At 72.1% G+C, this 14306-nt stretch carries 12 protein-coding genes and 1 riboswitch; of the genes, 5 read left to right on the top strand and 7 right to left on the bottom strand.

All coding sequences use genetic code 11. The features are described 5' to 3' along the window. Window positions 1–2: 2 nt before the first annotated feature. The 3 genes from ACFYMC_RS10855 to cobN form a co-directional block, all read right to left on the bottom strand. The gene (locus ACFYMC_RS10855; protein ID WP_388522039.1) at window positions 3–260 is read right to left on the bottom strand and encodes a type II toxin-antitoxin system Phd/YefM family antitoxin; all 258 of its coding nucleotides are present in this window, start codon (window positions 258–260) and stop codon (window positions 3–5) included. A 352-nt stretch (window positions 261–612) separates the two neighbouring features. Continuing rightward, window positions 613–990 carry a VOC family protein gene (locus ACFYMC_RS10850; RefSeq protein ID WP_388522036.1) on the bottom strand — a complete coding sequence of 126 codons (378 nt, stop codon included), beginning with the start codon at window positions 988–990 and terminating at the stop codon, window positions 613–615. Between the two features lie 339 nt (window positions 991–1329). Next, window positions 1330–4965, bottom strand: coding sequence for a cobaltochelatase subunit CobN (cobN, locus tag ACFYMC_RS10845; protein WP_388522033.1), 3636 nt, complete (start codon window positions 4963–4965; stop codon window positions 1330–1332). 54 nt (window positions 4966–5019) lie between these two features. Continuing rightward, window positions 5020–5094: riboswitch (cobalamin riboswitch) on the bottom strand. Between the two features lie 153 nt (window positions 5095–5247). Between cobN and ACFYMC_RS10840 the strand changes: the two genes are divergently transcribed. Genes ACFYMC_RS10840 through ACFYMC_RS10830 form a run of 3 tightly spaced genes read left to right on the top strand, consistent with a single transcriptional unit; the run spans window position 5248 to window position 8659 of the window. Further along, window positions 5248–6531 (top strand): cobalamin biosynthesis protein CobG, encoded by a 1284-nt coding sequence (locus tag ACFYMC_RS10840; protein WP_388522030.1) that lies wholly within the window; start codon window positions 5248–5250, stop codon window positions 6529–6531. Beyond that, window positions 6528–7169, top strand: coding sequence for a precorrin-8X methylmutase (locus ACFYMC_RS10835; RefSeq protein WP_388522027.1), 642 nt, complete (start codon window positions 6528–6530; stop codon window positions 7167–7169). The genes ACFYMC_RS10840 and ACFYMC_RS10835 overlap by 4 nt, the downstream gene beginning before the upstream one ends. Continuing rightward, window positions 7166–8659 (top strand): precorrin-2 C(20)-methyltransferase, encoded by a 1494-nt coding sequence (locus ACFYMC_RS10830; RefSeq protein ID WP_388522024.1) that lies wholly within the window; start codon window positions 7166–7168, stop codon window positions 8657–8659. Before ACFYMC_RS10835 ends, ACFYMC_RS10830 begins: the two co-directional genes overlap by 4 nt. On the opposite strand, the gene ACFYMC_RS10825 is transcribed toward ACFYMC_RS10830, so the two are convergent. Then, window positions 8644–9390 carry a cobalt-precorrin-6A reductase gene (locus ACFYMC_RS10825; RefSeq protein ID WP_388522021.1) on the bottom strand — a complete coding sequence of 249 codons (747 nt, stop codon included), beginning with the start codon at window positions 9388–9390 and terminating at the stop codon, window positions 8644–8646. The genes ACFYMC_RS10830 and ACFYMC_RS10825 overlap by 16 nt on opposite strands. On the opposite strand from ACFYMC_RS10825, the gene ACFYMC_RS10820 reads away from it, so the two are divergent. Further along, on the top strand, window positions 9385–10527 hold the full coding sequence (locus tag ACFYMC_RS10820) for a cobalt-precorrin-5B (C(1))-methyltransferase (RefSeq protein WP_388522018.1): 1143 nt from the start codon (window positions 9385–9387) through the stop codon (window positions 10525–10527). The genes ACFYMC_RS10825 and ACFYMC_RS10820 overlap by 6 nt on opposite strands. Before the next feature lie 31 nt (window positions 10528–10558). Here ACFYMC_RS10820 and cobM read toward each other — a convergent pair whose 3' ends face one another. From cobM to ACFYMC_RS10805, 3 genes are all read right to left on the bottom strand, one after another. Further along, a complete protein-coding gene (gene cobM, locus ACFYMC_RS10815) occupies window positions 10559–11308 on the bottom strand; it encodes a precorrin-4 C(11)-methyltransferase (protein ID WP_388522016.1) in 750 nt (249 codons plus the stop codon). Beyond that, window positions 11305–12552, bottom strand: a complete 1248-nt coding sequence (cbiE, locus tag ACFYMC_RS10810; protein WP_388522013.1) for a precorrin-6y C5,15-methyltransferase (decarboxylating) subunit CbiE — start codon at window positions 12550–12552, stop codon at window positions 11305–11307. The genes cobM and cbiE overlap by 4 nt, the downstream gene beginning before the upstream one ends. 177 nt (window positions 12553–12729) lie before the next feature. Continuing rightward, window positions 12730–13542, bottom strand: a complete 813-nt coding sequence (locus ACFYMC_RS10805; RefSeq protein WP_388522010.1) for a VOC family protein — start codon at window positions 13540–13542, stop codon at window positions 12730–12732. Between the two features lie 165 nt (window positions 13543–13707). On the opposite strand from ACFYMC_RS10805, the gene ACFYMC_RS10800 reads away from it, so the two are divergent. Next, the gene (locus ACFYMC_RS10800; RefSeq protein ID WP_388522007.1) at window positions 13708–14292 is read left to right on the top strand and encodes an HhH-GPD-type base excision DNA repair protein; all 585 of its coding nucleotides are present in this window, start codon (window positions 13708–13710) and stop codon (window positions 14290–14292) included. The last annotated feature ends 14 nt before the right edge of the window (window positions 14293–14306 follow it).

Genomic DNA, 14306 nt, shown 5'->3' with positions numbered 1-14306 from the left:
CGTTATTCGTCGGTCGCCAGCTCGCGTACGGTGCCGCCGCCGCTTTCCAGCTCGTTGATGGACGCGAGCAGGCGCCGGGCGTTCGCCGGGCTCCGCAGCAGGTACGCCGTCTCTTTCAGGGACTCGTAGTCCTCAAGGGAGACGATGACGACCGGCTCGTGTCCGGCCCGGGTGATAACGACCTCTTCGCGGTCGTCGGTGACGGAGTTGAGCACCTCGGCGTACCGCGCGCGCGACTCCGAGTACGTCATGGTCTTCACAATCGACCCTCCCTTCACGTACAAGAAATTGTACGTCTACCCCTGCGGTGTGGGCAAGCGCCAGGATGACGGCTGCCAGCGGGTGCGACTCCGGCCCGAAAGATCCGGACGGGTGAGGGCCGGCCGGTGACGAGGAATGCGACGACCGGCCCCGTAGGACGGCGGTCAGTGCGCGAACGACGTGCGGAGCTCGACAAGCGGGACCCTGTAGCAGAAGAAGCGATCAGAAGGCCGTTCACGCTGCGGAAATGGGCCCGCCCGGCTGCCATGGGGAAACGACGGCCGGACGGCGCGAGCCGCCCGGCCGTTCACCCGCCGACGGGCCTCGTCCCGTCGGCGGGGCCGTTCCAGGTCAGCCGCCGTAGGGTCGGGTGATGGCCTCCATGCTGTGGCCGTCGGGGTCGCGGAAGTAGACTCCGCGACCGCCGTCGTTGTGGTTGATCTCTCCCGGGCGCCTGAATCCGGGGTCGGCGTAGAACTCCTCGCCGGAGTCCTTGATCCGCTGGAATATCCCGTCGAACTCCTCCTCCGTCACGAGGAAGGCATAGTGCTGGGACGGGATCTCACCCTCGACGTCCATGAAGTCGAGGGTGACGGCGTTGCTCAGCTGGACCGGTACGAAGGGGCCCCACTGGGGGCTGACCTCGACGCCCAGGATCCGGCCAATGAACTCAGCTGAAACCTTCTTGTCCCGGGCCCGGACGATGGTGTGGTTCAGCTCGATCGACATGGCGTGAAACCTCCGTGAAGGTCTGGGATCGGGGGATGCCTACGGGCGGAACGCCCAGTTCGATCCTAGGAAGGAGCCCGGTCCCGGCGGTAGGCCCGCAGCCAGAAGCCAGAGCAAAGGGCCGAAAGCATCGGGATCATGCGCGCCTTCTGGCCATGGGCTCCTTCGCGCCTAGGCCCACCGGCCTACGTCCGCGCCCAGTCGCCGCGCTGCCCGTGGGGGCCGGCCCGCCGAGGCCCTTCTCCATCACGCCGACGGGCGCCCGCACAGACGGGCGGTCCGCTGGGGACCGCCCGGCCGTCGGGCGCCCATCTGTGCGCACGAGCAGGGGAGCAGGGTTCAGTCCTCTGACTCCAGTGCGCCCTCAGCCTCCAGATAGACCTCCCGCAGCCCTTCGAGTACCTGCGGGTCGGGCTTGGCCCACATGCCCCGAGACTCGGCTTCCAGCAGACGTTCGGCGATACCGTGCAGCGCCCACGGGTTGGCCTCCTGGAGGAAGGCGCGGTTCTCCTCGTCGAGTACGTAGGCCTGGGTCAGCCGGTCGTACATCCAGTCCGTGATGACCCCGGTGGTGGCGTCGTAGCCGAAGAGGTAGTCGACGGTTGCCGCCAGCTCGAAGGCCCCCTTGTAACCGTGGCGGCGCATCGCCTCGATCCACTTGGGGTTGACCACCCGGGCGCGGAAGACCCGGGAGGTCTCCTCCACCAGGGTTCGGGTGCGGACCGTCTCCGGGCGCGTGGAGTCGCCGATGTACGCCTCGGGCGCGGTTCCGCGTAGGGCCCGCACGGCAGCGACCATGCCGCCGTGGTACTGGAAGTAGTCGTCCGAGTCCGCGATGTCGTGCTCACGGGTGTCCGTGTTCTTGGCCGCGACCGCGATGCGCCGGTACGCCGACTCCATGTCCTCACGGGCCGGCCGCCCCTCCAGTCCCCGCCCGTAGGCGTAACCGCCCCAGACTGTGTAGACCTCGGCGAGGTCCGCATCGGTGCGCCAGTCCCGCGAGTCGATCAGCTGGAGCAGGCCGGCGCCGTAGGTACCCGGGCGGGATCCGAAGATGCGAGTGGTGGCGCGCCGCTCGTCTCCGTGCGCCGCGAGGTCGGCCTGGGCGTGGGCGCGCACGTGGTTGTCCTGCTCTGGCTCCTCCAGCGAGGCCGCGAGTCGCACCGCATCGTCCAGTAGCCCGATGGCGTGCGGGAAGGCGTCGCGGAAGAATCCCGAGATGCGCAGCGTGACGTCGATCCGCGGTCGGCCCAGCTCCGCCAGCGGCACGGGCTCCAAGCCAGTCACCCGACGGGAGGCTTCGTCCCACACCGGACGGATTCCGAGCAGGGCCAGTGCTTCCGCGACGTCGTCGCCGGCGGTGCGCATGGCGCTGGTGCCCCACAGGGAAAGCCCCACGGAGGTCGGCCAGGTGCCGTTGTCGGTGCGGTAGCGCTCCAGGAGGGAGTCGGCGAGCAGTTGACCGGTCTCCCAGGCCAGGCGCGAAGGAACGGCCTTGGGGTCCACGGAGTAGAAGTTCCGTCCGGTGGGCAGGACGTTGACCAGTCCGCGCAGCGGCGATCCGGACGGGCCGGCCGGGACGAACCCACCGTTCAGCGCGTGCACCGTGTGGTCGAGTTCGGCCGTGGTGGCGGCCAACCGCGGTACGACCTCGCGGGCCGCGAAGTCGAGGATGGCCCGCACCTGGGCGTGGTCGCCGTGGCCGGCGGCGGAGACCACGGAGGCCACCGACGCCGGGTCCCAGCCCGCGTCGTCCATCGCCTGGACGAGTTCGCGGGCCTGGGCTTCCGCTGCGTCGGCGGTGGTCCGGGTAGCGGCGGACTCGTCCAGTCCGAGCGCCTCGCGCAGCCCTGGCAGAGAATGGGAGCCGCCCCAGATCTGGCGGGCGCGCAGGATGGCGAGGATGAGGTCGACGCGGTCGCCGGCGGCCGGTGGCGACCCGAGGACGTGCAGGCCGTCGCGGATCTGCGCGTCCTTGATCTCGCAGAGCCAACCGTCGACATGCAGCAGGAAGTCGTCGAAACCCTCGTCGTCCGGCCGGTCTTCCAAGCCGAGGTCGTGGTCGAGTTTGGCGGCCTGGATCAGGGTCCAGATCTGCGCGCGGATCGCCGGCAGCTTCGCCGGGTCCATCGAGGAGATCTGGGCGTACTCGTCGAGGAGCTGCTCCAGGCGTGCGATGTCGCCGTAGGAGTCGGCACGTGCCATCGGCGGCACCAGGTGGTCCACGAGGGTGGCGTGCACTCGACGCTTGGCCTGGGTGCCCTCGCCTGGATCGTTGACCAGGAAGGGGTAGACCAACGGCAGGTCACCGAGGGCGGCGTCGGGGCCACAGGCGGCGGACAGGCCGGCGTTCTTGCCGGGGAGCCACTCCAGGTTTCCGTGCTTCCCGAGGTGGATCATGGCGTCGGCACCGAACCCGCCGTCCTCGGCCCGGGCCGCGATCCACCGGTAGGCGGCCAGGTAGTGGTGGGAGGGGGGCAGGTCCGGATCGTGGTAGATCGCGATCGGATTCTCGCCGAAGCCGCGCGGCGGCTGGATGAGGATCAGCAGGTTCCCGCGGCGCAGGGCGGCGAGGACGATGTCCCCCTGCGGGTTGTGCGTGCGGTCCACGAACATCTCACCCGGCGCGGGGCCCCAGTGCTCCTCGACCTGCTCACGCAGTTCGGCGGGTAGTTCGGCGTACCAACGCCGGTAGTCGGCCGCCGGAATCCGCACCGGGTTCGCTGCCAACTGCTCCTCGGTGAGCCAGTCCTGGTCGTGACCGCCGGCATCGATGAGCGCGCGGATCAGCTCGTCGCCGTCTCCGGAGACCAGTCCCGGGATCTCCTCCTCCGGCCCGAACTCGTAGCCCTCGCGACGCAGTCGGCGTAGCAGGGCGACCGCGGAGGCCGGAGTGTCCAGGCCGACGGCGTTGCCGATCCGGGAGTGCTTGGTGGGGTACGCGGACAGCACCAGCGCCAGACGTTTGGTGGAGTTGTCGATGCGCCTCAGACGGGCGTGGCGTACGGCGATCCCGGCGACGCGAGCGGCCCGCTCGGCGTCTGCGGCATAGGTCGGCAGGCCGTCCTTGTCGATCTCCTTGAAGGAGAACGGCACGGTGATCAGGCGCCCGTCGAACTCCGGTACAGCGATCTGGCTGGCCGCATCGAGCGGGGAAACTCCCTCGTCGTTCTCCTCCCAGGCCTCCCGGGAGCCGGTCAGGCACAGGGCCTGGAGGATCGGGACATCGAGCGAGGTCAATGCGCCGGCGTCCCAGGACTCGTCGTCACCGCCGGCCGAGGCGTCCGCCGGCCGGGTGCCGCCCGCGGCGAGCACGGTGGTGACGATCGAGTCGACGCCGCGCAGCGCCTCGATCAGCTCGGGCTCCGGGGCCCGCAGGGAGGCCACGAACAGGGGGCGGGCATGGGCGCCGGCGGACTCGATGGCGCAGCAGAGCGCGTCCACGAAGGCGGTGTTCCCGCTCATGTGGTGAGCGCGGTAGTAGAGCACGGCAACCGTGGGTGTTTCACGTGAAACACCCCTCGGTTCCCCCGCAGTTCGCTCCAGCGGACCCCAGGTCGGGGCGGGAGCCGGAGGCTCGAAGCCGTGACCGGTGAGCAGGACCGTGTCGGAGAGGAACCGGGCCAGCTGGCTCAGGTTCTCCGGGCCGCCGTGCGCCAGGTAGGCGTGCGCCTCCGCCGCGAGGCCGACCGGGACCGTGGAGGCCTCCATCAACTGTGCGTCGGGGGCCTGTTCGCCGGAGAGGACGACGACCGGGATGCCGGCGGCGCGTACCCGGTCCAAACCGTCCTCCCAGGCACGGATGCCACCGAGGAGACGCACCACCACCAGCTCGGCGCCGTCGAGGAGCCCAGGGAGAGCGTCGAGGTCCAGTCGGGCGGGGTTGGCGAAACGGTAGGAGACCGGGCCACCCATCGCGTTCGCAGCACGTGCGCTGAGCAGGTCGGTGTCGGACGTCGACAGGAGCAGAAGCATGCGGCGTCGAGCCTTCCTCGGGGTGTCCGCGCCCCGGGCGGTGTCGGACGGCGGGAGTTCCTGGCTTGCCCGGTCCGGGGACCGGGCTCACAGTGGCGGGACCGCGCCGGAATCACACCGGGCTTCCTCCCCTGTCGCCGTCGATGGCGATGACGGGCCGAATGGTCCGTCGCCTGCATAGTAGCGACCCTGTCGAGGGGGCCTCCGGGGCGTCTGGGAGCCATCGTGCGGGCGCCTCGTGGGGAGGTGGCAGGGCAGGCCGTCCTGGGTATGCTCGCCGCCATGTCCGCCTCCCCCACCACGCCCTGCGACCAGGGCCAAGCACCCCTGCGCGAACGCGGTGACGCATGCCCGGGCGCCCTGCGGCTGCACACCGCCGATGACGGGCGCCTGGCGCGACTGAGGCTGCCCGGAGGCCTGTTGAGCGGGGTTCAGGCGCGGGTGTTGGCGGCAGTCGCCGAACGGTTCGGCGACGGGTGGCTGAGCATCACCTCGCGCGGGAACGTCGAACTGCGCGGGCTCGGCGAGAGCTGTGGCGGAGAACTCGCGCGGGATCTGCGCGACGCCGGGCTGCTGCCCTCCGAAACCCATGAGCGGGTCCGTAACATCCTGGCCACGCCCTTGGCCGGGTTGGACGGCCACGGGCGCGGTGACCTGCGCCCTTGGGTGCGGGAACTGGATGAGCTGCTCTGTTCCCGGCCCTGGGCGGCGGCCCTTTCCGGCCGGTTCCTCTTCGCGCTGGACGACGGCCGCGGGGACGTCGCCGAACTGGGAGCCGATGTGACCTTGATCGCAGCCGCGGCCGGTTCGGCCGAACTCAGGATCGGCCCGCACCGGGTACGGGTGGCGGCCGAGAGCGGCCCGCGGGCGGCGGTCGCGGCGGCCGGGGCGTTCCTGACCGCCGCTGAGGCCGCGGGGAACGGGGCCTGGCGGGTGTGCGAGCTGCCGGCGGGCTTGGACGTCGACCCCTCGAACGCGCTGGAACGGGAGCTCGGGCACGCCGCGGCGAGCCCGGTCGCCGCACCCGAGGACCTGTCGGACGTGGCCGGAGGTACCGGCGGGCAGGGCGCTCCCCATCCGGCGGCCCGTCCCGGCCGGGCCCAGGGCCCAACCGGGACGGGTGCGGTGGTCGTGGCGGCCCGGCTGGGCCGGATGGCAGCGGCGTCCTTCCGGCTGCTGGCCGAGCATGCGGACGAGGTGCGGCTGACTCCCTGGCGGACCCTGGTGGTACCCGGAGGCGATGAGCAGGCCCTGGCCGCAGCCGGGTTCCTCACCGACCCGGACTCCCCCTGGGTCGGTGTGGGGGCGTGTACCGGACAGCCCGGATGCACCAAGGCCCGCGCCGACGTGCGCGCGGACGCCGTGCCCGGCTCCGGCGGGCTGCCCGTCCACTGGTCGGGCTGCGAACGCCGGTGTGGTCGTCCGCGCGGTGACTGGGTGGACGTACTGGCCCTCGGCGAGGGCCAGTACACGGTGACCGTGCGCGGCACCAGAGAGCGGGAAGTGCCGGTGACGGCAACAGGATTGGCGGACGCCGTGACGGCGGGCCGGGACACGACGAGATGAGCGAGAGCACAGTGTTCGACTACGAGAAGGACGGCGCGGCGATATACCGCGCCTCCTTTGCCACCATCCGCGCCGAGGCGGACCTCACCGGGCTGCCGGCCGACGTCAGCCAGGTCGCCGTCCGGATGATCCACGCCTGCGGCATGACCGACCTCGTCCAGGACCTCGGGTGGACGCCAGGGGTGGTGGCTTCGGCCCGTGAGGCGCTGCGCGGCGGCGCCCCGATCCTGTGCGATGCGCGGATGGTCGCCAGCGGAGTCACCGTCAAACGGCTTCCGGCGGACAACGAAGTGCTGTGCACCTTGGCCGCGCCGGGTGTCGTGGAGCTCGCCGAGAAGCTGGGGACCACCCGCAGCGCGGCAGCCCTCGAACTGTGGCGGGACCGCTTGGAGGGCTCCGTGGTGGCCATTGGCAACGCCCCCACCGCTCTCTTCCACCTCCTGGAGATGATCGCGCAGGGCGCCGGCCGGCCGGCGGCCGTCATCGGGGTGCCGGTGGGTTTCATCGGAGCCGCGGAGTCCAAGGACGCTCTTGCGGCGAGCCCCCTGGGACTGGAGCACCTGGTGGTGCGCGGGCGGCGGGGTGGCAGCGCCATCGCCGCGGCAGCGCTCAACGCGATCGCGAGTGAGGTCGAATGACCGGGCGGCTCTACGGGGTCGGGCTGGGCCCCGGCGATCCCTCGCTGATGACGCTGCGGGCGGCCGAGGTGATCGCCCAAGCCGATGTGGTGGCGTATCACTCGGCCCGGCACGGGCGTTCGCTGGCCCGGTCGATCGCCGCCCGGCACATCCGCGAGGACCACATCGAGGAGCTCCTCAAGTACCCGATCACGGTGGAGACCACGGACCACCCGGGCGGCTACCGGGGTGCGCTCAACGACTTCTACGAGGAGGCCGCCGCCCGGCTGGCCGCCCACCTGGACGCCGGCCGGACGGTCGCGGTGCTGGCCGAGGGCGACCCGCTCTTCTACGGCTCGTACCAGCACATGCACAAGCGGCTGGCACACCGGTACGAGACCGAGGTCGTGCCCGGGGTGACCTCCGTGAGCGCGGCGGCAGCCCGGCTCGGGGAGCCGCTGTGCGAGGCCGAGGAGGTGCTGACCATCATCCCCGGCACCTTGCCGGAGGAGGAGTTGACGGCTCGCCTGGCCTCGACGGACTCGGCCGTGGTGATGAAGCTCGGACGGACCTTCCCCACCGTGCGGCGGGCGCTGGAACGAGCCGGCAGGCTGGAGGACGCCCGCTACGTGGAGCGGGCGACGATGGCGGGAGAGCGGACGGCCCCACTCGGTGAAGTGGACGCGGAATCCGTGCCGTACTTCTCGGTGGCCGTGCTGCCCTCCCGGGTGGACGCGGAGCCGGTGGACCGCCGTGCGGCGGGCGGCGAGGTGGTGGTGGTGGGCACCGGGCCGGCGGGGCCGCTGTGGTTGACTCCCGAATCGCGAGGGGCTCTCGCCTCCGCGGACGACCTGGTCGGATACACCACGTATCTGGAGCGGGTGCCGTTGCGGGCGGGCCAGCGCCGGCACGGCTCGGACAACAAGGTGGAGTCCGAGCGCGCCGTGTTCGCCCTGGACCTCGCCCGGCGCGGCCGACGGGTCGCGGTGGTCTCCGGCGGCGACCCGGGGGTCTTCGCCATGGCGACCGCCGTCCTGGAGGCCGCTTCGGCCGAGCCGTACGCGGACGTCCCGGTACGGGTGCTTCCGGGGGTGACTGCGGCCAACGCGGCGGCGGCGAAGGCGGGGGCCCCGCTGGGGCACGACTACGCGACGATCTCGCTCTCCGACCGGCTCAAGCCCTGGGACGTCATCGCCGGCCGGCTGCGGGCCGCCGCCGAGGCCGACCTGGTGCTGGCGCTGTACAACCCGGGCTCTCGAAGCCGCACCTGGCAGGTCGGTCAAGCCCGCGACCTGCTGGTGGAGCTGCGGTCCCCGAAGACCCCGGTGGTGGTGGCGCGCGACGTGGGCGGCCCCGAGGAGTCGGTACGGATCGTCGCCCTCGCCGATCTGGACCCGGCGGAGGTGGACATGCGCACGCTGCTGCTGGTGGGCTCGTCACAGACCCAGGTGGTGCGCCGCGGTTCCGGGCAGGAGATCGCCTGGACCCCACGGCGCTACCCGGAGGACTGAGCGGCCACCCAGACGGCCGCCTCCTGGGCGGTGGCCACCTGAGGGAGGCCGGGCGGCGCGGGCGGGCGGCGCACCAGGACGACCGGGACGCCTGCCTCCCGGGCGGCCTGCAGTTTCGGGGCCGTGGCGGCACCGCCGCTGTCCTTGGTGACCAGCACCTCAACGCGGTGTGCGGCGAGGAGTTCCCGCTCGCCGTCGAGGGTGAACGGGCCCCGGTCCAACAGGACCCGTAGGCGGGCCGGGAGCGGCGGCTCGGGCGGGTCCACGCAGCGGAGCAGGAACCAGGACGTGGCCAGCTCGGGCCCGGCGAAGGCCGCCAGCCCCATCCGGCCACTGGTCAGGAAGATCCGCTCGCCCAGGTCCGGGAGCACCGCCGCGGCTTCCTCCAGGGAGCCGACCGGGTGCCAATGGTCCCCCGGCTCCGCGACCCAGCCGGGCCGTCGCAGCGCCAGCAGGGGAACATGGGCGGTGGCGGCGGCTCGCGCCGCGTTGGAACTGATGGTGTCAGCGAAAGGATGGGTGGCGTCGATGAGCGCGTCCACCTGGTGTTCGCGCAGCCAGCGGGCCAGGCCCGCGGGCCCGCCGAAGCCCCCGATCCGTACCTCACCGGCCGGTAGCCGTGGGCTCGCCACCCGCCCGGCGAGGGAGCTGGTGACCCGCTCGCCGCGGGAGTGCAGCAGACCGGCCAGGGTACGGGCCTCGGTGGTACCGCCGAGGACGAGGACATGCATGGGGGCGGCTCCGTGAGCGAGGCGAAGGGCGGGCGCAGCGCCCAACTCAAGCACACCGGTCTGCGGTCGGGGTGGACGACCGGCGCCTGCGCCACGGCTGCGACCACGGCCGCGTTCACGGCGCTGCTGACCGGCGAGTTCCCGGACCCGGTGACGATCACGCTGCCCAAGGGGCAGAGACCTGCGTTCGCGCTGGCACGCGAGGAGCTGGGATCGGGTGCAGCGATGGCCGCGGTGGTAAAGGACGCCGGCGACGACCCGGACGTCACCCACGGCGCGCTGGTCCGGTCCACGGTGCGCCGGCTGCCGCCTGGCTCCGGGGTGGTGTTCCGTGCGGGGCCGGGGGTGGGCACCGTGACCCGGCCGGGGCTGCCGCTGCCGGTGGGGGAACCGGCGGTCAATCCGGTGCCACGGCAGATGATGCGGGATCACGTCCTCTCGGTCGCCGCACGGTACGGGACCCCCGGGGATGTGGAGATCACCCTGTCGGTGGACCACGGTGAGGAGATCGCCCGCTCGACTTGGAACCCCCGCCTGGGCATCCTGGGCGGGCTGTCCATCCTGGGCACCACCGGCATCGTGGTGCCCTACTCCTGCTCGGCGTGGATCGACTCGATCCGCCGGGGCGTGGACGTGGCACGCGCGGCGGGGCGCACCCACCTCGCGGGCTGCACGGGGTCCACCTCGGAGCGGACCGTCATGGCCGAGTACGCCCTGCCGGAGGACGCCCTGCTGGACATGGGCGATTTCGCGGGGGCGGTACTGAAATACGTCCGGCGGCATCCCGTGGACCGGCTCACGATCTGCGGCGGCTTCGCGAAACTGTCGAAACTGGCCGCCGGTCACCTGGACCTGCACTCGGCCCGGTCCCAGGTGGACAAGGGTTTCCTCGCCGAACTGGCCCGCCGTGGCGGCGCCGACGCAGCACTCGTATCCGAGGTCGCCGCGGCCAACACGGGTTTGGCGGCGCTCCAGTTGTGCGCGGCGGCCGGTGTGCCGCTGGGGGACCTGGTGGCGGCGGGGGCCCGGGAGGAGTCCCTGGCCGTGCTGCGGGGCGCCCCGGTGGCCGTGGACGTGATCTGCATCGACCGGGCCGGCACGGTGGTGGGCCGCTGCGCACCGCGCCGGGGGCCGTGAGGGCTGGTGGTCGAGCGGGGCGGGACGGCCCTCAGCAGGGATGGCGGTCGCGTTCCGCGGAGTAGAGGTGGCTGTCACGGAACTGCTCGGCGGCCAGGGTGCGACCCACCAGGATGACGGCGGTCCGCAGGATCCCGGCGGCCCGGACCTGTTCCGCGATGTCGGCCAGGGTGCCACGGAGCACGATCTCATCGGGCCGGCTCGCCATGGCGACGACTGCTGCGGGGCAGTCGGCTCCGTAGTGCGGGAGGAGTTCGGCGACCACGCGTTCGGTGTAGCGCACTGCGAGGTGGAGCACGAGCAGGGCACCGCTCCGGCCGAGGGTGGCCAGGTCCTCGCCCTCGGGCATCGGTGTGGCCTGTTGGGCGATGCGGGTCAGGATGACGGTCTGTCCGACGGTCGGCACGGTCAGTTCCCGCTTGAGGGCGGCGGCAGCAGCAGCGAACGCCGGTACTCCGGGCACCACTTCGTACGGGACGCCGGCGGCGTCGAGCCGCCGCATCTGCTCGGCCACGGCGCTGAAGACGGAAGGGTCGCCGGAGTGCAGTCGTGCCACGTCCAGGCCGAACTCGTGGGCGCGCACCAGCTCGGCGGTGATCTCGTCCAGGTTGAGCTGTGCGGTGTCCACCAGTCGCGCGTCGGGCGGGCATTCGGCGAGGAGCTCGCGCGGGACCAGGCTGCCCGCGTACAGACAGACCCGGCAGGCGGCGAGGGTGCGGGCGCCGCGGACCGTGATCAGGTCGGCGGCGCCGGGCCCGGCGCCGATGAAGTACACGGTCATCGTTGTTCTCCTGATGCTGCTTTGCTGATGGACCACTGGGTGACCGGCATGGCCTGGCGCCAGCCCGTGAAGCCGCCCACCGGTACCGCGTGCGCGGTGGCCAGTTTGACCAACTCACCGCCATGGCGCCGATACCAGTCGGCGAGCAGCGCCTCGGACTCCAAGGTCACGGTGTTGGCGACCAGCCGGCCACCGGCCGGCAGCGCCTCCCAGGCCACCGGGAGGAGTTGGGGGACGGTCAGGCCGCCGCCGATGAACACCGCGTCGGGGGTGGGGAGTCCGGCCAGCGCCTCGGGCGCGGCACCGGTGACCACGCGTAGGGCGGGTACGCCGAGTCGGTCGGCGTTGCGGCCGATCCGCTCGGCACGCTCTTGGTCCCGTTCGACGACGACGGCACGGCAGGCGGGGTGGGTGCGCATCCATTCGATGGCGATGGAGCCGGAGCCGCCGCCGATGTCCCAGAGCAGTTCGCCGGGGGCGGGGGCGAGCGCGGCCAAGGTCGCCGCGCGGACGTGACGTTTGGTGAGTTGACCGTCGTGTTCGTACGCGGCGTCGGGGAGCCCGGGGGTCGCGCCGAGCCTCAGCGCGCCGGGGGCGCGCTCGGTTTCGACTGCGATCAGGTTCAAGGGGTCACCGGGCGGGTGCGTCCAGTGGGCGGCGCTGCCTTCGAGGATCCGCTCGGCGGGGCCGCCGAGCTGCTCCAACACCCGCATCCGGCTGGGCCCGAACCCGCGGTCGGTCAGGAGTGCGGCTACTTCGGCGGGCGTGTGGGCGCCGGCGCTGAGCACCAGGACCCGCCGGCCCGCGTGCAGGGCCGCGGCGAGTCGGGCGACGGGCCGACCGACCAGGGTGAGGGTCTCGGTGTCCTCCACCGGCCACCCGAGGCGGGCGCAGGCGTGGGACACCGAGGACGGCTGCGGTAGGACCCTGAGGCCCTGCGGGCCGAGGACTTCGCTCAGGGCCCGCCCGATGCCGTAGAACATCGGGTCTCCGCTGGCCAGCACGGCGAGGCGGCGCCCGGCGTGGGCGGCGAGCAGGGTGGGGACGGCCGGCCGCAGCGGGGTGGGCCAGGCCACCCGGAGGCCCGGACAGTCGGCCGGCAGCAGGTCGAGTTGGCGGGGGCCGCCGATCAGCACCTCGGCGGTGCGCAGTGCGGTGCGTGCGGCGGGGTCCAGGCCGTCCCAGCCGTCGGCGCCGATGCCGACGACGGCGACGGGGCCGGTGGGGGACGGGACGGGGGTCACTGCCGGGTTCCTCGGGGGTTCGGTGCCGGGTGCACGGGACGGGGCCCCGCGCGGGGATTCGCACGCGCACTCTACTCATCGCGGTGGGCGCGGCTGTGGGGCGGAACCCCGCAGTTCCGCCCCACTGCCGCCGAGCAACCTCGGTCCGTCCCTTCGCCCCGGTGGCGGGGTCGCGCGTCAGTCGTCCTTCAGGGGCGGCATCTCGCCCTCCGTCTTGCCCAGGTCGATCACCGCGAAGGCTGCTCCCTGCGGGTCAGTGACGGCCGCGAACCGGCCGAAGGGGCTGTCCATCGGACCGAAGTGCAGCTTGCCGCCGTGGGCCTTGACCTTCTCGACGGCTGCGTCGCAGTCCTGGACCGCGAAGTAGACCTGGATGTAAGGGGGGATCTCCGGCGGGAACTCCTCGCCCATCTTCATCCGGCCGAGCACCGGGTTGCCGCTGCCGAGGCTGAAGACCTTGAAGTCCATCTCGGCGCCCGGGCCGTCGCCCATCTCCATCCGCTGCGGGGTGTAGGGGAACACCTTGGGCAAGAACGCGTCGGCCTTGTCCACGTCGCGGGTGAAGACCTCGGCCCAGACGAAGCAGCCGGCCTCGTTCTGCTTCTCGAAGCCGACATGCTGGCCCGCCTGCCAGATGCCGAACACGGACCCGCTGGGCTCCTTGGCCAGGCACATCGAACCGAAGGGGCCGACTTCCATGGGCTTCATGATCAGTTCACCGCCGGCCGCTTTGATCTTCTCCGCGGTGGCGTTGACGTCCGGTGAGGCGAAGTACAGGCACCAGGCCGACTGGACCTCCTGGCCCGGCATCGGCGGGACGACGGCAGCGACGGCCTTCCCGTCCGAGTACGCCTGCGTGTAGTTGCCGTGCTCCGACTGGCTCTCCCCGAAGGTCCAGCCCAGTACGTCCCCGTAGAACTTCTTGGCGCCTTCCAGGTCGGTGAACATCGCGTCCACCCAACACGGCGTACCTTCCGGCATCCCGGCCATGGTTCCCACTCCGTCCCTGCGGCGATCGCCGCGATGGTTCTCTCCTGCTGCCTGTTCCTGTGCATCGTCCGCGCGCGGGAGTGCGCACTGCTCGCGGTTCCCCACGCTAGCCACCCGGGAAGGAGCCCGCATGCGGCACGGGGGCAAGCGGTGGAGGATCGGGGCATGGACAACACGCTTCACCTCGCTCAGCAGCCGGAGGCCGATGAGCTCCTTGGTCGCAGTCCGCTGGCCGCGCTGATCGGGATGCTGCTGGACCAGCAGGTTCCAATGGAGTGGGCCTTCTCGGGCCCCTACACGATCGCCCGCCGCCTGGAGGCGGACGACCTCGACTCGCATGCGATCGCCGCGTACGCCCCGGAGGCCTTCGCGGCACTGCTGTCGCAGAAGCCGGCCGTGCACCGCTACCCGGGCGCGATGGCCAAACGGGTGCAGCAGTTGTGCCGGTACCTCGTTGAGCACTACGAGGGGGACGCCGCCGCCGTGTGGACCGGCGTGGACACCGGCGCCGAGCTGCTGCAACGGCTGACCGACCTGCCCGGCTTCGGGCAACAGAAGGCCCAGATCTTCCTGGCGCTGCTGGGCAAACAACTGGGTGTGCGCCCCCGGGGTTGGCGGGTGGCGGCCGGGGCGTACGGCGAGGAGGGCTCGTACCGTTCAGCGGCGGACATCACCGGCCCCGAATCACTGGCGAAGGTCCGCGCGTACAAACAGCAGGCGAAAGCGGCGAAGAAGGCGGAGCGGAAGTGAACCGGGCCCCGGAG

This window comes from Streptomyces sp. NPDC006879, assembly GCF_042869595.1.
Classification (GTDB): Bacteria; Actinomycetota; Actinomycetes; order Streptomycetales; family Streptomycetaceae; genus Streptomyces.
Note: the sequence above shows the minus strand (reverse complement) of the source record. Positions and strands in the feature narration are given on the sequence as shown.

Excerpts from the sequence above, each read along its gene's own strand:
- ACFYMC_RS10830 (WP_388522024.1), top strand. The coding sequence starts at position 7,166 with ATGACCGGGCGGCTCTACGGGGTCGGGCTGGGCCCCGGCGATCCCTCG.
- ACFYMC_RS10825 (WP_388522021.1), bottom strand. The coding sequence starts at position 9,390 with ATGCATGTCCTCGTCCTCGGCGGTACCACCGAGGCCCGTACCCTGGCC.
- ACFYMC_RS10835 (WP_388522027.1), top strand. The coding sequence starts at position 6,528 with ATGAGCGAGAGCACAGTGTTCGACTACGAGAAGGACGGCGCGGCGATA.
- ACFYMC_RS10850 (WP_388522036.1), bottom strand. The coding sequence starts at position 990 with ATGTCGATCGAGCTGAACCACACCATCGTCCGGGCCCGGGACAAGAAG.
- cobN (WP_388522033.1), bottom strand. The coding sequence starts at position 4,965 with ATGCTTCTGCTCCTGTCGACGTCCGACACCGACCTGCTCAGCGCACGT.
- ACFYMC_RS10840 (WP_388522030.1), top strand. The coding sequence starts at position 5,248 with ATGTCCGCCTCCCCCACCACGCCCTGCGACCAGGGCCAAGCACCCCTG.
- ACFYMC_RS10820 (WP_388522018.1), top strand. The coding sequence starts at position 9,385 with ATGCATGGGGGCGGCTCCGTGAGCGAGGCGAAGGGCGGGCGCAGCGCC.
- ACFYMC_RS10805 (WP_388522010.1), bottom strand. The coding sequence starts at position 13,542 with ATGGCCGGGATGCCGGAAGGTACGCCGTGTTGGGTGGACGCGATGTTC.
- ACFYMC_RS10800 (WP_388522007.1), top strand. The coding sequence starts at position 13,708 with ATGGACAACACGCTTCACCTCGCTCAGCAGCCGGAGGCCGATGAGCTC.
- cobM (WP_388522016.1), bottom strand. The coding sequence starts at position 11,308 with ATGACCGTGTACTTCATCGGCGCCGGGCCCGGCGCCGCCGACCTGATC.